The organism is Rothia sp. HMSC075F09, from assembly GCF_001810515.1.
GTDB lineage: Bacteria > Actinomycetota > Actinomycetes > Actinomycetales > Micrococcaceae > Rothia.
The window spans coordinates 55943-77108 of the sequence record NZ_KV801782.1; the positions used below are offsets into that span (position 1 = coordinate 55943).

17 protein-coding genes are annotated in these 21166 nt (G+C 58.3%); 16 read left to right on the plus strand and 1 reads right to left on the minus strand.

The features are described 5' to 3' along the window. Positions 1 to 164: 164 nt before the first annotated feature. The 7 genes from thrC to HMPREF2749_RS03795 all read left to right on the plus strand — a co-directional run bounded on the left by thrC (position 165) and on the right by HMPREF2749_RS03795 (position 10403). On the plus strand, positions 165 to 1265 hold the full coding sequence (thrC, locus tag HMPREF2749_RS03765) for a threonine synthase (protein ID WP_005506488.1): 1101 nt from the start codon (positions 165 to 167) through the stop codon (positions 1263 to 1265). A 122-nt stretch (positions 1266 to 1387) separates the two neighbouring features. Then, a complete protein-coding gene (thrB, locus tag HMPREF2749_RS03770) occupies positions 1388 to 2356 on the plus strand; it encodes a homoserine kinase (protein ID WP_070593477.1) in 969 nt (322 codons plus the stop codon). A gap of 511 nt (positions 2357 to 2867) precedes the next feature. Beyond that, entirely contained in the window at positions 2868 to 5021 is a 2154-nt protein-coding gene (gene rho, locus HMPREF2749_RS03775) for a transcription termination factor Rho (RefSeq protein ID WP_070593478.1), read from the plus strand. A gap of 143 nt (positions 5022 to 5164) precedes the next feature. Continuing rightward, a complete protein-coding gene (gene prfA / locus HMPREF2749_RS03780; protein ID WP_005507792.1) occupies positions 5165 to 6247 on the plus strand; it encodes a peptide chain release factor 1 in 1083 nt (360 codons plus the stop codon). 361 nt (positions 6248 to 6608) lie between these two features. Beyond that, positions 6609 to 7754, plus strand: a complete 1146-nt coding sequence (locus tag HMPREF2749_RS03785) for a hypothetical protein (RefSeq protein ID WP_070593479.1) — start codon at positions 6609 to 6611, stop codon at positions 7752 to 7754. A 341-nt stretch (positions 7755 to 8095) separates the two neighbouring features. Next, a complete protein-coding gene (gene prmC / locus HMPREF2749_RS03790; protein ID WP_070593480.1) occupies positions 8096 to 9004 on the plus strand; it encodes a peptide chain release factor N(5)-glutamine methyltransferase in 909 nt (302 codons plus the stop codon). A 181-nt stretch (positions 9005 to 9185) separates the two neighbouring features. Continuing rightward, complete coding sequence (locus tag HMPREF2749_RS03795) at positions 9186 to 10403, plus strand: L-threonylcarbamoyladenylate synthase (RefSeq protein ID WP_049340671.1); 1218 nt, start codon at positions 9186 to 9188, stop codon at positions 10401 to 10403. Between the two features lie 189 nt (positions 10404 to 10592). Here the strand turns inward: HMPREF2749_RS03795 and HMPREF2749_RS03800 are convergent, their stop codons facing one another. Continuing rightward, complete coding sequence (locus HMPREF2749_RS03800; protein ID WP_049340669.1) at positions 10593 to 11594, minus strand: NAD-dependent epimerase/dehydratase family protein; 1002 nt, start codon at positions 11592 to 11594, stop codon at positions 10593 to 10595. Positions 11595 to 12023: 429 nt separating this feature from the next. On the opposite strand from HMPREF2749_RS03800, the gene HMPREF2749_RS03805 reads away from it, so the two are divergent. From HMPREF2749_RS03805 to HMPREF2749_RS03845, 9 genes are all read left to right on the plus strand, one after another. Beyond that, a complete protein-coding gene (locus HMPREF2749_RS03805) occupies positions 12024 to 14006 on the plus strand; it encodes a glycosyltransferase family 2 protein (RefSeq protein WP_049350330.1) in 1983 nt (660 codons plus the stop codon). Continuing rightward, positions 14006 to 15964, plus strand: a complete 1959-nt coding sequence (locus tag HMPREF2749_RS03810) for a polysaccharide biosynthesis protein (protein ID WP_049347488.1) — start codon at positions 14006 to 14008, stop codon at positions 15962 to 15964. The genes HMPREF2749_RS03805 and HMPREF2749_RS03810 overlap by 1 nt, the downstream gene beginning before the upstream one ends. Before the next feature lie 256 nt (positions 15965 to 16220). Further along, complete coding sequence (locus HMPREF2749_RS03815; protein WP_049358658.1) at positions 16221 to 17510, plus strand: MraY family glycosyltransferase; 1290 nt, start codon at positions 16221 to 16223, stop codon at positions 17508 to 17510. Next, complete coding sequence (locus tag HMPREF2749_RS03820; RefSeq protein WP_052265079.1) at positions 17510 to 18076, plus strand: hypothetical protein; 567 nt, start codon at positions 17510 to 17512, stop codon at positions 18074 to 18076. Before HMPREF2749_RS03815 ends, HMPREF2749_RS03820 begins: the two co-directional genes overlap by 1 nt. 28 nt (positions 18077 to 18104) lie before the next feature. Next, positions 18105 to 18365 carry a hypothetical protein gene (locus HMPREF2749_RS03825; protein ID WP_049347487.1) on the plus strand — a complete coding sequence of 87 codons (261 nt, stop codon included), beginning with the start codon at positions 18105 to 18107 and terminating at the stop codon, positions 18363 to 18365. A gap of 112 nt (positions 18366 to 18477) precedes the next feature. Beyond that, positions 18478 to 19269 (plus strand): F0F1 ATP synthase subunit A, encoded by a 792-nt coding sequence (gene atpB / locus HMPREF2749_RS03830; RefSeq protein WP_049347485.1) that lies wholly within the window; start codon positions 18478 to 18480, stop codon positions 19267 to 19269. Between the two features lie 143 nt (positions 19270 to 19412). Further along, positions 19413 to 19616, plus strand: a complete 204-nt coding sequence (gene atpE / locus HMPREF2749_RS03835) for an ATP synthase F0 subunit C (RefSeq protein ID WP_005506461.1) — start codon at positions 19413 to 19415, stop codon at positions 19614 to 19616. 51 nt (positions 19617 to 19667) lie between these two features. Next, positions 19668 to 20225: a F0F1 ATP synthase subunit B gene (locus tag HMPREF2749_RS03840; protein ID WP_049326923.1), complete on the plus strand. Its 558-nt coding sequence runs from the start codon at positions 19668 to 19670 to the stop codon at positions 20223 to 20225. Further along, complete coding sequence (locus HMPREF2749_RS03845; RefSeq protein ID WP_049347483.1) at positions 20225 to 21037, plus strand: F0F1 ATP synthase subunit delta; 813 nt, start codon at positions 20225 to 20227, stop codon at positions 21035 to 21037. Before HMPREF2749_RS03840 ends, HMPREF2749_RS03845 begins: the two co-directional genes overlap by 1 nt. The last annotated feature ends 129 nt before the right edge of the window (positions 21038 to 21166 follow it).

Genomic DNA, 21166 nt, shown 5'->3' on the forward strand with positions numbered 1-21166 from the left:
AGCACTAGGCGCTTAGCGCTAACTGATGTGCGGCACGCGCCGCTCACTAAACGTGCGATGTTCGCTTGCGGGTGCATCGCTCACTAACTAACCCGCGTACCCGCTACCGCGCCGGACCTATGGGAGGTCCGGCGGGCGGGGCGCCAAGATTGAAGGAGAAGCCAATGGCACACGTGTGGCAGGGCGTTATCAATGAGTACCGTGACCGTCTGCCTTTCGCAGACGATGTGAAGGCTGTGACCCTGGGCGAGGGCGGTACCCCGCTGATTCACGCGCCGGCACTGTCTGCTGAGACCGGTAACACCGTTTACCTGAAGTTTGAGGGTATGAACCCGACCGGTTCGTTCAAGGACCGCGGTATGACCAGCGCGATGACCGCTGCTAAGCGTGACGGCGCGAAGGCTGTTGTGTGTGCTTCGACCGGTAACACTTCCGCTTCGGCTGCTGCGTACGCTCTGCAGGCTGGTATGCGCTGTGCAGTGCTGGTTCCGGACGGCAAGATTTCTATGGGTAAGCTGTCTCAGGCGATTGCTCACGGTGCTGACATCATTCAGATTGACGGCAACTTCGATAACTGCCTGGAGATTGCTCGCAAGCTCAGCGAGAACTACCCGGTGTTCCTGGTGAACTCGGTTAACCCTTACCGTATTGAGGGTCAGAAGACCGGTTCGTTCGAGGTTGTTGACACCCTGGGTGACGCTCCCGATTACCACCTGCTGCCGGTTGGCAACGCGGGTAACATCACCGCGTACTGGAAGGGCTACAAGGAGTACTCTGAGCCTTACACCAACCGTGACGGTGAGGTTCTGGAGCCTGTTGCGACCAAGCGTCCGATCATGTGGGGTTTCCAGGCTGCTGGTGCTGCACCGATCGTTGCTGGTCACCCGATTGAGGCACCGGAGACCATTGCGACCGCGATTCGTATCGGTAACCCCGCATCGTGGGAGAAGGCTGAAGCTGCTCGTGACGAGTCCGGCGGCGTGATTGAGGCTGTCACCGATGAGGAGATTCTGGAGGCGCACCGCTGGCTGTCTTCCCGCGAGGGTGTCTTCGTTGAGCCGGCTTCGGCTGCCGGTGTTGCGGGTCTGCTGAAGAAGCACCGCGCCGGTGAAGCTCCCGAGGGTAAGACCATCGTCATCACCGTGACCGGTCACGGTCTGAAGGACCCCCAGTGGGCTCTTGAGGCTGTGAACGGCGTGAAGGTTGAGCCGACTAAGGCTCCCTTCGACGTGGTTGCTGTGGCAGATATTCTCGATTTGCACTAGCCTATTCATACTACGTTGTGCACTCCGTCCCGATTTTTCGGGGCGGGGTGCACCTGCATGACAGCCCTTTTTGTATCTTTCACCTATTCACTCATTACGTCACCGATCGCGAGGTTCTTCTCATGTCTTCCCTGCATATTTCTGATATTCCGGTGGGCGCGTCCGTTAAGGTCCGCGTTCCCGCTACGAGCGCTAACCTGGGTCCCGGCTATGACAGCATGGGTTTGGGTCTTGGCTTCTATGATGAGCTGGTTGTTGAGCGTATTGAGTCCGGCCTGGAGTTTGAGCTCAGCGGTGAGGGTAGCGCGGATGTTCCTCGCGACGAGAGCCACCTGGTTTTGCAGGCGATGAAGGCTGGTTTTGCGGCGGCTGGTTTGGATGAACTGCCGCCGGTGAAGCTGATTGCTGATAACAAGATTCCGCATTCTCGCGGTATGGGTTCTTCGGCGTCGGCTATTGTGGCGGGTGTGGCTGCGGCGAGCGGTCTGCTGCCGGAGGAGCACCGTCTGAGCCGTGAGCAGATGCTACAGGTCGCCTCCGATATGGAGGGCCACCCGGATAACGTGGCTCCGGCGATTTACGGCAACCTGTCGGTGTCCTGGGGTGAGATGGGCAACTGGAAGACCTTGATTATTCCGGTGCATCCTGATGTTCACCCTGTGGTGGCTGTGCCCGATTATGAGGTGTCGACGAAGCTTGCTCGTTCGCTGATTCCTGAGGAGATGCCCCACGTTGAGGCGGTGGCGAACTCCGCTCGTGCGGCGCTGCTGGTGCGCACTCTCTCTGATGCTCCCGAGTACCTGATGGATGCGACCGTGGATTACCTGCATCAGGGGTACCGCGTGACCGCGATGGAGCCGTCGGCTGCGCTGGTTGCGTACCTGCGCGGTCAGGGTTTTGCGGCGGTGATTTCTGGTGCTGGCCCGACCGTTTTGATCTTTGCGCGCGGCGATGAGCAGGTGCGACAGGTTCAGGACGCTATTGCCGAGTTTGAGGCGACCCACCCTAGTAGCGTTATTGCGGATCGCCGCCTGAACTGGCGGGTTCTTCCCCTTGAAATTGACACTGAAGGTGTTATAGTTACTCAGTAGGACGTTATTAGTTCGTCCTACGTTGAGGTTCGCCCGTCGTTCAATGTAGACCGTCGATACTATCCTTCGTAACGTACTTCCGTTTCCCCTGATGCCTCAGATGCTTTTTGTGTCTGAGCGGGAACCGGCAAGGTTCGGGGGAGTGCCTTTGGGATTCACGTCTTCTTTATTTCTGACGCATAGGGAAGACTTTTCTGAGGGTTCGGTTTCGCGGCGGGTGCCCTTTCAAAGTGACCAATCCATCCTCTTCATCTCGCGTAGATGGTTTGTATAGATGATGGTTTGGGCTTGCCCACATTTGTGATAGAGCGCCTTATCTTCCGTGTGTGCTCGCTGTGTCTGAATCAGCGGGTACGGTAAGAGACGCGAACCGCCTCCAGCGCGGTTCGAGGGAGTCGAAGGTGCAGACTGCTGTTTTCTTTCGGCAGTGTCTAAACCTTTGACCGCGCTATAGCGCCCGCCCGATCTTTATTCTGAAGATTTTCAGGGCTTATAACCAAAGGAATTGTAGTTGGCAAAGAATATTGTTGTCACCGATGAGTACGGTACGGCAGCTGCCGCACCGGAACTTGCAAACTTGAAGGTCGCGCAGCTGCGTGTCCTCGCCCAGCAGCTTGGCATCCGCGGCTATCTGAAGTTGAAGAAGGCTGAGCTGGTTCAGGCTCTTGAGGAGCATCAGCGTGGTGGCGCCGTAGCCGCTCCTGCTGAGCCCAAGGCTGAGACTCCCGCTGAGTCTGCCCAGACCCCCGCTACTGAGAAGGCTGAGGAGTCTAAGCCTCGCCGTACCCGTCGTACTCGCACCCAGAAGGATGCTGAGGCGAAGGCGGAGAAGGCTGAGAAGACCGAAAACGCTGAGTCTGCTGAGGCTCCCGCCGAGGGCGCTGAGAAGGCTGAAAAGTCTGAGAAGCGTACCCGCTCTTCCCGTTACGAGACTCCCGCTCAGAAGCGTGCGCGCGCTCGCCGTGCCGCTGAGGGTGAGGACGCATCGGCTGAGCAGTCCGAGAAGACTGAGAATAACGAGAAGCCGGAGAAGCGTACCCGCCGCACCCGCACCCGTAAGGACGAGAAGCCCGCTGAGCTTCCTCCGCTGGATGTGCGCGCTGAGCTGGCTGCTGAGCGTATTGGCGAGCGTGCGGAGCAGGTTGACCTGCCCGGTAACTCTGCTGAGCTGAAGGCTACTACCGCTGACGGCACCGCGAGCCTGGACAGCCTGAACGCTGCCCTGGACATGACTTTTGGCACCCCCGACGGTGAGAAGAGCTCGAAGCGTACCCGCACCCGTGAGCGTCGCCGCGACCAGGATGGCGAGCGCACCGAGCGTCGCACTAAGCGTGAGCGTAACGCAGAGCGTGCAGAGCGCAACACTGAGCGTAGCGAACGTGCCGAGCGTAAGGCTGCTGAGCGTGCAGAACGCGCAGAGCGTGCCGAGCGTACTGAGCGCCGTTCTAAGCGTGACCGTCAGGCTGAGCGTGCTGAGAAGCAGGCTCGCCGCCGCGAGGAGAACGAGCCTCGCCTGAGCGAAGACGATGTGCTGGCACCGATTTCGGGTGTTCTGGACATTCTCGACAACTACGCTTTCGTGCGTACCACCGGCTACCTGCCCGGCACCAACGACGTGTACGTCTCCCTGGCTCAGGTGAAGAAGTACAACCTGCGTAAGGGTGACCACGTGCTCGGCGCGATTCGTGTGCCGCGTGAGGGTGAGTCGAACAGCCGCCAGCGTTTCAACGCCCTGGTCCAGGTTGAGGCGATTAACGGTCAGAGTGTTGAGGAAGCAGCGAACCGCCGCGTGTTCTCGAAGCTGACTCCGCTGTACCCCAAGGAGCGTCTGCGCCTGGAGACCACTCCGAAGAAGCTGGGCACCCGCGTGGTGGACCTGGTGTCCCCGATCGGTAAGGGTCAGCGTGGTCTGATTGTGTCCCCGCCGAAGGCGGGTAAGACCCTCATGCTGCAGTCCATTGCGAACGCGATTACTGTGAACAACCCGGACGTGTACCTGATGATGGTCCTGGTGGATGAGCGTCCTGAAGAAGTGACCGATATGCAGCGCACCGTCAAGGGTGAGGTTATTGCCTCGACCTTCGACCGTCCCGCTGAGGATCACACCACTGTGGCTGAGTTGGCTATTGAGCGTGCGAAGCGTATGGTGGAGCTCGGCTACGATGTGGTCGTGCTGCTGGACTCCATGACCCGCCTGGGCCGCGCATACAACCTGGCGGCTCCCGCATCCGGTCGTATCCTGTCCGGTGGTGTGGATTCTGCTGCACTGTACCCGCCGAAGAAGTTCTTCGGTGCTGCCCGCAACATTGAAGAGGGCGGCTCGCTGACCATTCTGGCTACCGCGCTGGTTGAGACCGGTTCGAAGATGGATGAAGTGATCTTCGAAGAGTTCAAGGGCACCGGTAACATGGAGCTGCGCCTGTCCCGTCAGCTGGCGGATAAGCGTATCTTCCCGGCGGTTGATATTAATGCTTCTGGTACTCGCCGCGAGGAGAACCTGCTCTCCCCGGATGAGATCAAGATTATGTGGGGTCTGCGCCGTGCCCTGGCGGGTATGGAACCCGAGCAGGCTCTGGGTGTTCTGACCAACCAGCTGCGTAAGACTGAAAGCAACGTGGAGTTCCTTCTGACGGTTCAGAAGAACGGTCTGCGTCTGGTCGACTAAGGCTCGTATCTCACGCGCCCCACCTCCTCATTGTGGGTGGGGCGCGTGAGCCGTTCGTTTTGTGCATCCCCGTTGTGAGGGGTGTGAGATGTCTAGTGCCTGCCCGTGCGGCGTAAAGTGCGGGAGATGGAAGAGAGAACAGAATGTTTGAATCTATTCAGGTTCTGCTGGATGAGCACGCTGACCTGCAGAATCAGCTGGCTGACCCCGCCGTGCAGGCGAATCAGGGTAAGGCACGCCGTGTGGGCCGCCGCTACGCGGAGCTGACCGGTATTGTGACTGCATACAATAAGTACACTTCGCTGAAGGATGACCTTGAGGCTGCTCGCGAGATGGCTGATGAGGATCCGGATTTCGCGGCGGAGATTCCCGGTCTGGAGGAGGAGCTGGAGGTTGCTCAGGAGAAGCTGCGCCGCCTGCTGATTCCGCGTGACCCGGATGATGGCCGTAACGTCATTCTTGAGGTGAAGGCTGGTGCCGGTGGTGACGAGGCGGCTCTGTTTGCTGGTGACCTGCTGCGCATGTACATGCGTTACGCCGAGCACAAGGGCTGGAAGACTGAGATTATTTCTTCGACCAGCACTGACGTGGGCGGTTATAAGGATGCCCAGATTGCTATTAAGGGCTCCTCGAATGAGCCGGCTGAGGGCGTGTGGGCGCACCTGAAGTATGAGGGTGGTGTGCACCGTGTGCAGCGTGTTCCGGCGACTGAGTCTCAGGGCCGTATTCACACTTCCGCCGCCGGTGTGTTGGTGTTCCCCGAAGTGGATGAGCCCGAGGAAATCGAGATTAACCAGAACGACCTGAAGATTGACGTGTACCGTTCTTCGGGCCCCGGTGGCCAGTCTGTGAACACCACTGACTCGGCGGTGCGTATTACCCACCTGCCGACCGGTATTGTGGTGGCGATGCAGAATGAGAAGTCTCAGCTGCAGAACCGTGAAGCTGCGATGCGCGTTCTGCGTGCGCGACTGCTGGCTCACCAGCAGGAGCAGATTGACGCTGAGAACGCGGCGCACCGTGCTTCGCAGGTGCGTACCATGGACCGTTCGGAGCGTATCCGTACCTACAATTTCCCAGAGAACCGCATTGCGGATCACCGTACCGGCTACAAGGCGTACAACCTGGATGCTGTACTGAATGGTGACCTGGAGCCTGTGGTTCAGTCCGCTATTGAAATGGATGAGGCGCACCGCCTCGCTCAGGTGGGCCAGGAACAGAAGTAGTTCTGTATAACTTTCACTTGTTAGTGGCTTTGGGTTTGCGATAGCAGACCGGTATAGGCGCGTGAGTTTAGCTTGATTGCTGAACTCGCGCGCCTTTTTTGCGCCTATCACCGGGCGTCGAGCGGTGAATGACCAAACGCCGCGCGTGTTTGAAAGCTTCACCCTAGACTAGAGGTGTAGCTAGCGTTGCCGTGGGGTTTATCGCGGGTGAGAGCCTCCGGTAGCAGTGTTCTTTGAAAAACGAATAGAGAAAAGATGGAAGCCGATTTAGGGGTGCCGGGCAGCGTAGCCCGGCACCGGTAATTTTTGAGATTTAGATACTGATGATTTTTGGTTAGCTATTGAGCGAAAGGCAGAGAATATGGGCGTTATTGTTGACCTTCAACCGGGTGATGGAATCCTTGTCGAAATTAGTGATTTGGACGATGGTAAAGACGGACGCGAGCTGCTTGTTCTTGAAGTCGTGGGAGTGGAAGGCTCAAAGTTCTCGGCACGGTTGCTGAACCGTTCTCGCGTTGGTCAACCCTATGAGTATTGGGATGATCGGTACGTCTTTACCGGCGAGGTGAGGGAAGATGACCCACTTGATATTGTCTTGACCTGCTATGACTGGGAGGGCGAGAAGATTAGGTACCCCGTCATCTGCCGGCACGCTTTTTATCTGGGGGCAACTCTCGACCATACCTCCGTCACCATGATGACGAGAGACGGCAAAGGCCGAGAAATCGTATGCCGTATCGGTGACCATGTGCTGACCTCTGACGGCCCGCGTATTGTGAAGGTGGTCTACGAGAACGTGGTTGTGGTGAAGGACCACAACTATGTTTATCTCGGCAGGTATCTGCAGAAGAAGCTGATTTCCAACCACTGGCCGGATGCTAGGCATCAGCAGACGTGGAACTTTGGCGGGGCGGTGGCTTACATCTTACCGATTACTCCGGAGGTGGCGGACTCTCTGAACGCTCTCAAGTATTCAAAGGAATATGCGGAGCTTCAGGAGAGCCATCCGGAGTTCTTTGAAGGGGTGCATAGCGCTAGGAGCTACTGGTTCCGCTGGTATTTTCCGCCGCTGGCTGATGAGCCGTATCCTTCCGAATTGCTGAATGCTACGGCACCTCACATGGTGTTGGCGCTGGTGGATTCGGGGTACTTCTTCAGCAAATCCACCGACGTTTCCCCTCCGGACAGGATTAGCCCGTCCGATCCGTTCAAGGTTTACCCGTCCTGGTACGAGGAACGAGACGATCGGAGCTGGCTGATGCGCACCGCTACCCGTGCGGTTGTTGACCGGTTGGAGTCACTCGCGGGGCTTCTGCACCGGGAAACGAAAGAGACCACGCCGTTCGAGGTTCTTCTTTGGCATGAAGCATCCTATCTAAAGGGAACTTACGAGTACCTGTCTATCGGAATTCCCGGTGAAACATGCGGTGCAGCTTATTGCGATAGTGAGTGCACTTACTGCGGCGGAGGCGACCCAAACTATCGGGGTGAGGACCTCTGGTACTAGGGCGGAGCGTCTACGGGATATCCCCGTAGCGCATAGCGTGTAGGGGAGGGGTGGTCGTGACAGGCTGTTACGGCTGCCCCTCCATCCTCGGCAGATGCAAAGTTTGCTGGGTTCTATTGTCTTCTTTTGGATGACGGATAGTCCGGTCTGAGAAACTAGCTACCCGCATCGACTAATTAGGGAATCGGAGGAATGGTACTCTGTGAGGTGCTACTTAGCGAGGAAATATCGGTTGTGAAAGCAAACAATACGAGCTAGCGTAGCCGCTATTTAGACATGTCCAAGGGCAATTCCTAAAAGGGGATAATTTCTAAAGGTAGAAGAGAGCATAAGGAGAGCTCATGAAGGTGAATGTGCACGACCTGCGCGGGGAAGAACTCGCGCAGGTACTCACGCGCGCCACCGCGGCACTGGCGCAGGTACCCAGCCCCCGCGTCGATGCTGAGCTCCTCGCCGCGCACCTGCTCTACGACGGTTCGCGCTCGCGCCTACAGCACGCCGCGCTCATGGGGGAGCGGCTCACCCCCGCACAGGTCGCAGAGTACGAGGCGCTGGTCGCCCGCCGCGTCTGCCGTGAACCGCTGCAACACATCACCGGCTCCGCTCCCTTCTACCGTCTAGAACTGGCAGTCGGACCGGGCGTATTCGTACCCCGCCCCGAGACGGAACTGCTCGTCGAAGAAGCCCTCAAGGTGCTGACCGCACGCACCGATTCGACAACCGGTCAGCTGCGCATCGTCGACCTGTGCACCGGCTCCGGGGCTATCGCGGCGGCAATTAAGAGCGAACTGCCGAACGCCCAAGTGTTCGCGGTGGAACTCTCCGAAGACGCCATCCCCTACACCCGTAAGAACCTGGAGCCGCTCGGCGTACACCTGGTTCAGGGGGACGCCCTCACCGCCCTGCCCGAACTTTCCGGAACCTTCGACGCGGTGCTCTCGAACCCTCCGTACATTCCGCCGGCGAACGTACCCGCCGACCCGGAAGCCGCCCTGCACGACCCGGACATGGCTCTGTACGGCGGGGGAGAGGACGGCATGCAGATGCCCTCCGCGATTGCCGCCCGCGCCTTCGAACTTCTTACCCCCGGCGGTCTGTTCATCATGGAGCACGACGACACCCAGGAAGAAGCCGTCGCCGAGCTGTTGGCACGTGTCGGCTTCGAGGACTGCTACCCGGTGCGTGACCTGAATAATCGTCCGCGTCATAGCGTCGGTTATAAACCGCGCCCACTAGAGCCTTTAGACTAGTAAATGCACCACCTAGCCCGTGCCGGGCTGCATGAAGGCAACGCGTCCGCCCCAGTAGTCAGCTCAGTAGCCAGCTCAGAGCCGGCGAAATACGGTGAACCCCCGGAAGAGTGCTTCCACATGGCGCGTTGTGGGTGCCGGTGTCTCGCCGCATCCAGAAAAACATGAGAGAATAAGACCCGTGACTGCAAAGCTGTACCCCGTAACGACTGAAACTGAGACCCGCGAGGCCATTGAAGCTGCCCGCGAGGCGCTGAAGGCGCACGACACGATTGTGATGCCCACCGATACCGTCTACGGTATTGCCGCCGATGCTTTCTCGCATCAGGGCGTTGCCAAGCTGCTGGCAGATAAGGGCCGCGACCGCACCATGCCGCCGCCCGTGCTGATCTTTGATCTTGCTGCGCTCGCTGGCGTGGTCGACGACGTTCCGAACGATATTTACGATCTGGGTGGTCGCTTCTGGCCCGGCGCGCTGACTATGATTCTTCACGCGTACCCGTCACTGAGCTGGGATTTGGGTGAGACCCGCGGTACTGTTGCCGTGCGTGTTCCCGATGATGAGTTCGCCCTGAAGCTGCTGACTGAGCACGGTCCGCTGGCGGTTTCGAGCGCGAACAAGACCGGTCAGGAAGCCGCACTGGATGCGCAGACCGCCATGGATTCGCTGGGTGAGGATGTCGCCGTGGTGATTGATGGTGGCGCTCGTCCTAAGCCGCTTGAGTCTGAGCCGAATGAGGACGGCGTGGTTGTGGTGACTGAGCGTGACCCGGCACCGTCGACGATTCTGGATTGCACCTCCTTCCCCTACGTGGTGGTTCGTGAGGGCGCAATTTCAGTGGAGGAGCTGCGTGAGGTCGTTCCGACCATTCTGACTCGTGCGGAGGCTGACGAGCAGGCAGCTCGTAAGGTTGAGGAAGCTGAGACTGCTTCTTCTGCGCCGTCTGAGTCGACTCCTTCTGAGCGTGCTCTGGATGAGCAGGCTGACCTGGATGAGGCGTACGAGCAGTGGGACAGCACCCACACTGTGAGCGGTGAGCCTGCTCGTCGCGCTTCGGCACCGGTTGCCGGTTCTGTCGCTGCGTCTCTGCTGGGCGCTACTTCGGCTCTGTCTTCTGCTTTCAGCACTGGCGTGGATCAGGAGCGTTCGCGCGGCTACCGTGACAACACTCCGAAGCCGGTTCGTGCGGATGAGCCGCAGACCCACCCGGTTCCTGCTGATACTGCTCGCGCGCTGGTCTTTGGCGAGTCGAAGATTGAGACTGCCGCTCAGAGTGCACCCGCTCAGAGCGAGGCTAAGCCGGCAGAAGCTAAGGCTGAAGACGCTAAGACTGAGGCTACCAAGACTGAAGCTGAGGCAAAGACCGAGCAGAAGGATGCCCCGGAGGACCACCTCTAAACCTCTGCGGGTTATAGCGCTCGGGTATAAATCTCGGAGCATAAAAACGTATAGGGAACCCCCGATATATCGTTCAGATATATCGGGGGTTCCCTTTCGTTATGAGTCCTCTAGGTTATGCGCCCCTAGGCTGCATACATCAGGCTGCCTGCCTCAGGTCGTGCACCTTTAGGAGAGCACGCGCGCTACCTAGTTCTTCTCGAAGCGGCGGTCCTTCTTCTTACCCAGCGCGGTGTGGGCGTTGCGCAGTACTTCACGCACGCGCGGGGTGGGCAGAAGGTTGTTGTCACGTGCCCAGGAGTCGTCGATGCCCTGGCCGAACCACATGACCTCGACCTTACGTACGGATCCTGCGAACTTGTCGTTCATTAGTTCGGAGACGGTGTAGCCCGCCTTGACGGCCGCGCGGCAGAGCCACTCGGGCAGGCGGTGCGGGTGGCGGCGACCAGCATCCACGGATGCGGAGGCGACGGTTGCGCCTTCCCAGGGCTGTAGCACGATGGCGGGTAGTTCGCCGGGGAAGGTGCCGAGCATGACTACGAATTCTGCGAGGGCTTGCACGCTGGAGACCGGGGACTTGCCGGTGCCTGCACCCGCAACGGATGCGAAGGGGGAGGAGGCTATCTTGGCGAAGAGTTCGGTGGTGCGTCGGCCTCGGCCCTGCACGCTGGTTGCGCGAAGGATGCACAGTTCGGGTGCGCTTTCGGGGTGTTCGTCGAGGAAGTAGTCCTGCAGATCGAGCAGTGCTTCTTCGCCGAGCGCCTTGGAGAAGGAGTAGGCGCTGAACGGGTTGGTCTCTTCGGAATCATCCAGCACGAGGCGCGGGCCCTGTACCGCTGCGGAGGAGAGGTGGATGACGCGGCGCACGCCTGTGCGCTGCGCGGCGATGGCAATCACGGCGGGAAGCAGGGCGTTTGCGCCGACGAGCGGAGGTAGATCCTGCATATTGGGCGCTGCGAGGCCCGCAGCGTTGACGACGACCTGCGCGCCTGCGAAGGCTTCTGCGAGGGAGTCGATGATGCCTTCAAGCTGGTCTGCTTCGTCGATGATGCTGTCTACGTCGAGGGCTCGGGTTGCGAGTCGAGGTGCCTCAATGGGGTCGACGCTGATACCTTCTGCGTTTAGACGCGCGACGATGGAGGAACCAACGAAGCCGCTGGCGCCAATGACTTTCCACTTGGATTCGGACATCTCTTTTACCTCTCACGAGCCCGCGTACATTGCGGGGAAAAATGGGGTCATTTCAACTTTCCCATATTTGAACAGTTTATGGGGAATTTGTGGGGTTTTATTCGGTCTCTGGTCGTTTTTTCGCACGGGGTGCACAGCGCAAACACAGGCTGTGAAGCTGGTAGCTTGATGGATACCCAAAACTGGGTGTGCCGGTACGTCCGCTATGCGGATAAATCAACTGAATTCGGTTGTTTATTTGTCATAAAGTGCGTCTTTTGGGGTGGTGGTTCACTCTCTAGTGGAGACCGCAGGTAGAATATTTTCTTTGAGTGATATATCCACACGGTTGAATGCCGCGGGCGCGAGAAACACCAGAAGCGCCTAGCACGGGATGGCTATATCGCGTACCGGCTGATTCAGGCGCATCGCGCCGTGGAGGGAGAACTTATGGCAGAAAAGTACAGCGACGTGACCGCTTTTGCCCAGCCTTCTTCCCAACAGCCTTCTTCCGAACAGTCTTCTTCTCCTGATTCTTTGAACGAGTATCCCCGCACGGTTGCCGTGGTGGTGACCTATAACCGTGAGGACCTGCTGCCGAAGACCCTCGCTGGTATCGCTTCTGGTGAGCGTGTGCCTGCGGCGGTGGTGATTGTTGATAACGCCTCCACGGACGGTACTGCCGAGTATCTGCGCACCCTGGACTATGAGCTGCCGGTGGATTGCATCCGCCTGGAGAAGAACATGGGTGGTGCTGGCGGCTTTGCGGTGGGCATTGACCGTGCCCTGGAACGCCACAACCCGGACCTGGTGTGGGTTATGGATGATGACACCGAGCCAACCGAGAACACCCTGTCGGAGGCGGTTGCCGCCTGGCTGAACTATTCGCCGGTGCCTTCGCAGCGCCCCGCGGTGGTGGCCTCTCGTGTGGTGTGGACGAACGGCGAGGACCACCCGATGAACACTCCGCGCACGATGTTTGCGGCGGGGGAGCAGCGTCATGCTCGTGCGCAGGCGGTGGGTGCCCGCCCGATTCGTAGCGCCTCGTTCGTGTCGATTCTGATGGACGCGCAGGCTATTCGCCGTAATGGTGGTTTGCCGATTGCTGAGTTCTTCATTTGGAATGATGACTTCGAATTTTCGACTCGTCTGATTCATCACCGTGACGGCATTGCGGTACCTTCCTCGGTGGCTAAGCACCACACGAAGACTTTTGGCACGACGAACGCTGACCCGGGCCCGCGTTTCTATAACGATGTGCGTAATAAGCTGTGGGTCTTTACCCGTTCGCGTACCCTGAACCCGCTGGAGAAGCTGCTCTACGGTGGCTCGTCGACGCGCCTGTGGATTTCTACTGTTCTGCGTACTGATGACCGCCGCACCTACCTGGGGTATTTCCTGAATGGTGTGCGTGATGGTTTGCGTGCGCCTCGCCCGAATGCTCAGGTGCTTGAGGGCATTTACCCGCTGACTTTCCCCGGCCGCTACGGCGTGCCTGCATCCGTTGAAAGCCCCGCTGATTCTGAGAAGGCGCGCGGTTGCGTGAGCTCCGCACCCGATTTCTCGGTGCTGATGAGCGTGTATGCGAAGGAGAACCCCGCCTACTTGGATCAGGCCTTGGAGTCGAATCTGTTGCAACAGACGGTGCGTCCTTCCGAGCTGGTTTTGGTGAAGGACGGTCCGCTGACCCCCGAGCTGGATGCCGTGGTGAACCGCTGGGTTCAGCGTGCCGAGGATCTGGATTGCCCGCCGATTCAGATGGTGGAGCTGGCTCAGAATGTTGGTTTGGCGGAGGCGCTGAATGCCGGTCTGCAGGCGTGCACCTACGAGCTGGTGGCTCGTGCTGATTCTGATGACCTGTCCGAGCCGACTCGTTTTGCGCGTCTGATTCCTGCCCTGGTGCAGGGTGGCTACACGGTGCTGGGCTCCGCCATGCTTGAGGTGAATGAGGGCAATACTGCGGTGGAGTCGACCCGCGAGGCGATTGTTGATTCTGCGCGTCTGCTCAGCGCGATGGATTCGCGTAACCCGATTTATCACCCGTCCGTGGCGTTCGTGAAGAGTGCCGTGCAGCAGCTGGGCGGTTACGAGTTCGTGCCCGGCGCTGAGGATTGGTGGCTGTGGATGCGTCTGCGCGATGCCGGCTATCGTCTGGGTAATATCCCTGAGGCTCTGGTGCGTTACCGCGTGGGTGCGGGCGCGTACACGAAGCGCGGGGGAGTGGACGCCTGGTTGCAGGATGTGGCGATTCAGCGTCGACTGTACACCGGTCACGGTATTTCTAAGCTTCAGTGGGCTCAGAATATGGCGGTGCGGAGTGTGTACCGTTTTGTTCCTGAGCAGGCGCGCCGTTCGGCGTTTCGTGCGTTGTCGTCGTTGACGGCTCGTTCTTCTTCTCGTTCTTCTGGCACCGCATCTGAAGGAGGCATGTAGTGGCTCAGTTGAAACCTCACGCTCATGTGGTGATGCAGAAGGCTGCTCAGCGCGGCACGATGGTGACGGAGGGTGACTCTGGCACGATGCTGGTGAACCGCCTGTATGAGCGTAAGCCATGGTGGCTGATTGCGCAGGCGCTGATTGATTCGAGTGCCTGGGTTCTGTCGGTTTTGTTCGCGTACATGCTCCGCTATAGTGTGCTGCTCAGCAACGGCTCGGTGTTCGATATTATTCACCCGGCGTCATTGACGATGACCGCTACTTTGGCTGTGGTGTTGCACCTGGTCGTTGGTTTGGCGGGCGTGAAGATTTATAACGGCGTGTATTCGTACGGTTCGTTTGACGAGTCCTGGCGTGCCGGCGCGGCTGCTTTGAGTGCGGGTGCGGCGTTGACTGCTTTCTCCTTTGTGGATGAGCTGTTGGGTCTGCCGCATATTCCGCATAGTGTGCCTGCGATTGCGGCGGCATTTAGCTTGATTATGATGGCGGGCGCTCGCATGGCGAAGCGTGTGTACACTGAGCGCGGTGCTGTGCGTGAGCTGACGGGCGAGCCAGTGATTGTGTACGGTGCCGGCTTTATTGGCGGCATGGTCATGGATTCGATGCTGCACGATGAGGAGGCGAAGCTTCGCCCGGTTGCGGTCTTCGATGATGACCAGTTGAAGGCTGGTACGAAGTTCCACGGCATTTCGGTGATTACGACTTACCGTGAGCTGGAGCAGGTGATTCGTGAGTCGGGTACCCGTAAGATTCTGGTGACGATTTCGGATATGTCGGAGGATTACTTCGAGTCCTTCTGCAACCGCATGCGTAAGCTTAAGGTTGAGGTTCAGCGTATTAGTAGCGCGAATGCTCGACTGATGGGCGAGCGTCTGATTACCGCGAGCGATAACGACCTGATGCGCGTGATTCGTGGCGAGATTAACTACGATATTGACCGCGATATTCTGCGTTCGTACCTGCACGGTAAGCGTGTACTGGTTACGGGTGCGGGCGGTTCGATTGGTTCTGAGCTGTGCCGTCAGATTAGCGAGTTTGAGCCGGAGACCCTCATGATGCTTGATCATGATGAGACTCTGCTGATGGAAACGAAGGTTTCGATTACTCACGAGTCGAGCCTGGACGATGACCGCATCATTCTGGCTGATATTCGTGAGGGCGATAACCTGCTGGAGATTTTCCGTGAGCGTCGCCCCGAGGTGGTGTTCCACGCTGCGGCGTTGAAGCATGTGTCGGCGCTGGAGGCGTACCCGCAGGAGGCGTGGAAGACGAACTCCCTGGGCACTTTGAACGTGCTGCGTGCCGCGGAGGCGGTGGGCGTGAAGACCTTCGTGAACGTGTCGACCGATAAGGCTGCGGATCCGAAGACTGCGCTGGGTCAGTCCAAGCGTGTGGCGGAGCGTCTGACTGCGTACTTTGGTGAGAAGACCGGCAACACCTACGTGTCGGTTCGTTTTGGCAACGTGTTTGGTTCGCGCGGTTCGATTAAGCCGCTCTTTACGAAGCAGATCCTCTCGGGTGGTCCGATTACCCTGACGGATAAGCGCGCGACCCGTTACTTCATGCTGATTACCGATGCCTGCTTGCTGGTGATGCTTGCCGGTGCGATTGGTCGCCCGGGTGAGGTCATGGTGCTGGATATGGGTCAGCCGGTCAAGATCCTGGACGTTGCGAAGGCGATGCGCCAGGCGTATGAGCGGTATGACGTGGAGATCAAGGAGATTGGTCTTCGCAAGGGTGAGAAGCTGGATGAGGCTCTCTTCGGCGGTACCGAGAAGCTGGTACCTAGTGAGGAGAACCGGTATATTTCCCGGTCGAGTGCTCCGGCGCTTGACCCTGATGAGCTCGATTATGAGCTGTGGATTCAGAACTATCGGGAGCACAGTGGCTATGAGCGTCATGGCCTGGAGCGTGCCCCTGATCCGCGTACTTTGGCGGATGCGCAGACGTTCTAATCTTTAGGGAATGACATCGGATGCTGCACTTGCGTGGCGGGTGCGGTATCCGGTGTTTTCTCTTTCTCGGGTGTAGAACATTTCAGGACGCAGAATATGCAGAACGTATGGAGAGAATCTGTAATGTTTAGTCCCGGGCTACTGAAGAGTTCTATAGAATACGAAGTAAACACACACACACTACGCACACATCGTCCCTTAGCTGCAATTCTGGAGCTTGCGTCCAGGGGAGCGGCGCCAATGCCTTGGAGCTGGTATGACCTCCTTTTCTGAGCTGTTGAGCATTTTTGCTCTTGCTTTTGTTTTGGGTGCCCTTTTGCCGTTTGCGGTGCGCCCGATTTTGCACCGCTACAACATGGTGGATGTTCCTAATGAGCGTTCTTCGCATACTGCTCCGACCTACCGCGGTATGGGTTTGGCGACTGCGGCTGCGACCTTTGTGGCGTTTGTGGCGGCTACCCTGTTCGGCTGGACGTACCGTTCTGCTGAGTCTTTGCAGCTGGCGGTGACGATTGCCGCGGCGATTCTGTGTGCTCTTGCCCTGGGCTGGCTTGAGGATATTCGCGGCGTGAGCATTGTGCGTCGTGCGGGCCTGCAGCTGGTGATTGGCGTACTGGTGAGCGTGAGCTTTGCGACGGTGCAGGGCACGAACATTCTGCTGCTGATTCTGGGCGCGATTTTTGTTGCCGGCTACATTAACGTGGCGAATTTTATGGACGGCATTAACGGTATTTCTGGTGCTCACGGTCTGGTGGCTGGTTTGGCGTATGCGCTGACCGGTTGGATGGTGAACCTTCCGTGGCTGGCTTTGGCTGGTGTGGCTGTTGCCGGTGCTTTTGCGGCGTTCCTGCCGTGGAATGTGCGCCCTGGTAAGAACGTGTTTTTGGGCGATGCGGGTTCTTATGTTTTGGGCGCGGCGCTGGGCACGTTGGCTGTGGGCGCGTGGTTTGCGGATGTTCCGTTCCTGTTGGCTTTTGCTCCGCTGATGACGTATCTGGCGGACGCGGGTACGACTCTGTTCCGTCGTTTTATGGCGGGGGAGCAGTGGTACAAGCCGCACCGTACTCACACTTATCAGCGTCTGACGGATGTTGGTTTCAGCCACCTTGGTTCGACCGCCGTGGTGACCGGTACGACCATTCTGGTGTGGGTGCTGCTGGCGTTTGCCTCTGATTTGTTTGCTTCGGGCGCCGTGCTGGCGGCTGTTGGTGTGGTTCTTGTGGCTCTTGCCGTGCTGGTGGTGTACCTGCGTATGCCGCAGCTCTTTGGCGGTGAGGCACCTACTTCTGCGATTGACCTGTCGAAGCGCTTTGCGGCGGATTCGAAGGGTTCGGCGCCGAAGGCGAAGTCGGCAACTGCAGAGCCTGCTACCGGCTCTTTGACCTCGGCGACTGGCGTTCCGGCGACTCCTGAGAACGTAGAGCCGACCTCGCTGCATCCGGAGCCGATCATGCCGGATTCCGTGAAAGACCGTGCAGATAGCTCTTCTGCTGCTCGCTCCTCTGTTCAGCCTTCTTCTCATCGCAACCGTGGGGAGAAACACTAATGGCTTCTGAGCAGCCTAAATCTCAGGCTCCTGCAGAGCCTCTCTGGAGGCGCGTGGTGGACGTTCTGTGGTATCCGCCGGCGGAGCGCAAGAAGCAGCAGAAACACCGCCGAGAGCGTGCTCAAGCAGGTTTGAAGGCCTCTTCTTTCGAGAGTCAAGAGCTTTCCTGGAAATTTTTGTTCTACAGGGTATCGGCTTACTCTCTGCTGGCTTGGTTGGGCGGTATGATGAGTGCGTACCTGTTTGCGGGCCCCGTGGGCGCGCTAGGAATAACATTGGGCTTTCTGATAATCTATATATGCTTCACTCTGGGCGTATTGGTTATGTTGGTTGCTCCCATTTTCGACTGGGGTGTACCCAAATCGCTGGTGGTGAGCTACCTCGTGAAGATTGCTCTGCTCGGTCTGGTATTGATGTTTGTGCCGTTCCCCGAGAATCTGAGGCACGGTTGGACTCTCGCAGGCGCATGTACCGGCGTGATTCTGTGGATTGTTATTGAAACAGTTAGCATCGCACGACTGAGAATTTTGTACTTCGACACCGACTCGGAAGACCATGGTCGGTAACACGATCGGTGTTTGAAAGGAAAAACGTTTGGCCGAAGAGAAGAAGTGGTGGGACGGAGATAAAAAGCTCCGCACCACCGGAGAATTGGTGTCTGACGGAGGTCTCTCCGGTGCAGTCATGTCGATTCTCTATCTGATCATCGGTGTAGCAGTGTGGGGAGGCATCGGTTACCTCGGTGACCTGGTCTTCTCCACCACCTGGCTGGTGTGGGTTGGCGTCTTGATTGGCGCTATTGGAGGTTTGACCCTCGTCTTTACCCACATGACCAGGCAGAATAAAGACCGTTAGGTCATTGAACGCGGACCGCCAGGTCACACATTCATCCATGTAGTTAGCATGTCAGTCGTTTATAGGCAGACATGGGCTCTTGATAGCCACTAGTAGCAAGAAAGGACTTGCTTTGATCGAGAACGGGTTGATCCTCGCGGAAGCCTATGTGCCGCCGACCCCCGAAGACATGCATCTGCCACCCTTCTTCACCATTGGTGATTTCGCTTTCGGTAAGCAGAACGTACTGATTCTGCTGTCCGTGGTGATTATCGCGGTCTTCTTCCTCACCGCAGCACGTAAGCGCGCCATGGTTCCCGGCAAGACTCAGTTCATCGCTGAGTCCGGCTACATGTTTGCTCGTAACTCCCTCGGTAAGGAAACCCTGGGCGTACAGCACTACAAGCCGTTCGTGCCGATTCTGTTCGCCTCCTTCTTCTTCGTTCTGGTGAACAACCTCTACGGTTCGATTCCGTTTGTTCAGTTGCCCACCTTCTCGCACCCCGGTAGCGCCTACGCGCTGGCTGGCGTAGCGTACCTGACCTGGGTTGGCGTTGGTATCAAGCGCAAGGGCCTGGGCGGCTTCTTCAAGGACATCACCATGCCCTCGGGTCTGCCGGTGTGGATTTACCCCATCCTGATCCCGATCGAGTTCTTCTCGAACCTGCTGATTCGTCCCGCAACTCACGCGCTACGTCTCTTCGCGACCATGTTCGGTGGTCACCTGGCGCTGATGGTTGCATCCAGCATGGTGACCTACATGGTTGAGACCCTGGGTGGTATCGGCTACCTGGCTGCTATTGCTCCCGGTGCTCTGGGCCTGTTCCTGTACTTCCTGGAATTCATGATTCAGTGCATCCAGGCTTATGTGTTCGCTCTGCTGCTGGCTGTGTACCTGCAGGGCTCGGTTTCCGAGGGACACTAAACTCTCTAGTTTTTTAGGTTTTCGCGTTCGTCATTGGGCGTGAATAAAGCAACCCACACGTTCACTGTGCGGGCTATTAACTCAAATCAAACTCTGTTCGGTCCGGGTATGTTCCCGGTCGAACACTGTTGAAAGGAAAAATAATGGTTGGTTCCATCACTGCGGTTGGCTACGGTCTGGCAGCTATTGGCGGCGGCATCGGCGTGGGTCTGATCTTCGCGGCATACATGACCAGCGTTGCTCGTCAGCCCGAGTCCCAGAAGACCCTGCAGCCCATGCTGTTCCTGGGCTTCGCACTGGTCGAGGCGCTGGCAATTCTGGGCCTGGTTCTCGTCTTCATCAAGTAACCGGCTCTGCCACATCCTAAACGACCCATCCCATAGAACAGGATTCCCTCCATGATTTATCTGGCAAGCGAAGGGGGAGCGGAGGCAACTTCGAACCCCCTGATTCCCGACGTCGGGGAAATTGTCATTACCCTCATCGGATTCCTGATCCTCTACTACATCGTTGCTAAGTACGTTGTCCCGGCGTTCGAGAAGATCTACCAGGACCGTAAGGAAGCAATCGAAGGTGGCCTTGCCAAGGCCGAGAAGGCACAGGCAGAGGCTGCAGCGGCTCGCGATGAGTACACCCAGCAGCTCGAAAGCGCTCGACTGGAGGCTCAGAAGATTCGTGAAGAGGCACGCGCAGAGGGCGAGGCAATCATTGCCGATGCTCGCGAGCGTGCAACCGCTGAGGCTCAGCGCATTAGCGATAATGCAGCAAAGGCTATCGAGGCAGAGCGTGCGGCAGCAGCAGTGTCCCTCCGTTCCGAGGTTGGCACTCTTGCTACGACCCTTGCCGGCAAGATTGTGGGCGAAGCCCTCAACGATGATGAGCGATCGGCCCGTGTGGTAGATCGTTTTCTTGCTGACCTTGAAACCGAGAAGCAGAACGCAGGTGCGGCTCGGTAATGGCAGGAGTATCTACTGAATCACTGAGCAAGGTGGAAGAGGTGCTGGAAGCTCACGCTTCCCTGCAGCCCCTGAACCTGGCGAGCGAGCTTTTCGCTGTGGTTGATGTTCTCGACCACAACGGCACCCTGCGCCGTGCTGTCACCGATTCTTCGCGTGATGCAGCAGCACGTCAGGGTATCGCTAACACCGTCTTCGGCGGCAAGATCTCTTCTCAGGCTATGGCTGTGCTCACCAGTGCGGTGGCTCAGCGCTGGTCCGATGATGCTGATCTGGCGAATGCCCTGGAGCGTGCAGCAGTGCTCGCCGTGACCGCATCGGCTCAGTCTCGCGGTGGCGTGGACGCCCTGGACGAGGTACTCAACGAACTACTCACCTTTGTGCGTACCGTTGATTCCAACGCTCAGGCGCAGGAAGCGCTGTCCGACCATCAGGCAAGCAAAGAAGCAAAGAAGAAGCTCGCCGTGGCGCTCGGTGGCCCCGCCACCACCGCCGAAGGTGTGCTTCTGCTCGAACGAGTTGGCTCCAACCCCCGCGGCCGTCACGCTGCACGGGTAGCCGATGAGTTCGCAGAAATCATCGTCACGCGACAGAACCGTTACATTGCGCGAGTAACTAGCGCGATTGCGCTGTCGCAGGCACAGCTTGAACGTCTCGGTCGCACGCTCAACGCCGTGTACGGCCGTGAGCTGAAGCTCGACGTTTCGGTGGACCCCGCCGTTCTGGGCGGTCTGCGTGTTCAGGTGGGCGACGAGGTGATCGACGGTACCGTCGAGACCCGCATGTCCGACCTGGCTCGTTCCATCGGCTAGCGGCTCAAGCTAGCGACGCTGAACCGTTCGTCGCAACGGTGATTTAGAAGATACCTCGGGTAGCGGGTGCGTGGCAGATGCCTCCTTCGCAGAAGCGGCGGCATTGCCCGCCCGTTCAACCCGAATTGC

Bases quoted from the DNA above. Each gene is read 5' to 3' on its own strand.
- thrC (WP_005506488.1), top strand. From the start codon at position 165: ATGGCACACGTGTGGCAGGGCGTTATCAATGAGTACCGTGACCGTCTG.
- thrB (WP_070593477.1), top strand. From the start codon at position 1,388: ATGTCTTCCCTGCATATTTCTGATATTCCGGTGGGCGCGTCCGTTAAG.
- prfA (WP_005507792.1), top strand. From the start codon at position 5,165: ATGTTTGAATCTATTCAGGTTCTGCTGGATGAGCACGCTGACCTGCAG.
- HMPREF2749_RS03785 (WP_070593479.1), top strand. From the start codon at position 6,609: ATGGGCGTTATTGTTGACCTTCAACCGGGTGATGGAATCCTTGTCGAA.
- prmC (WP_070593480.1), top strand. From the start codon at position 8,096: ATGAAGGTGAATGTGCACGACCTGCGCGGGGAAGAACTCGCGCAGGTA.
- HMPREF2749_RS03800 (WP_049340669.1), bottom strand. From the start codon at position 11,594: ATGTCCGAATCCAAGTGGAAAGTCATTGGCGCCAGCGGCTTCGTTGGT.
- HMPREF2749_RS03805 (WP_049350330.1), top strand. From the start codon at position 12,024: ATGGCAGAAAAGTACAGCGACGTGACCGCTTTTGCCCAGCCTTCTTCC.
- HMPREF2749_RS03815 (WP_049358658.1), top strand. From the start codon at position 16,221: ATGACCTCCTTTTCTGAGCTGTTGAGCATTTTTGCTCTTGCTTTTGTT.
- HMPREF2749_RS03820 (WP_052265079.1), top strand. From the start codon at position 17,510: ATGGCTTCTGAGCAGCCTAAATCTCAGGCTCCTGCAGAGCCTCTCTGG.
- atpE (WP_005506461.1), top strand. From the start codon at position 19,413: ATGGTTGGTTCCATCACTGCGGTTGGCTACGGTCTGGCAGCTATTGGC.
- HMPREF2749_RS03840 (WP_049326923.1), top strand. From the start codon at position 19,668: ATGATTTATCTGGCAAGCGAAGGGGGAGCGGAGGCAACTTCGAACCCC.
- HMPREF2749_RS03845 (WP_049347483.1), top strand. From the start codon at position 20,225: ATGGCAGGAGTATCTACTGAATCACTGAGCAAGGTGGAAGAGGTGCTG.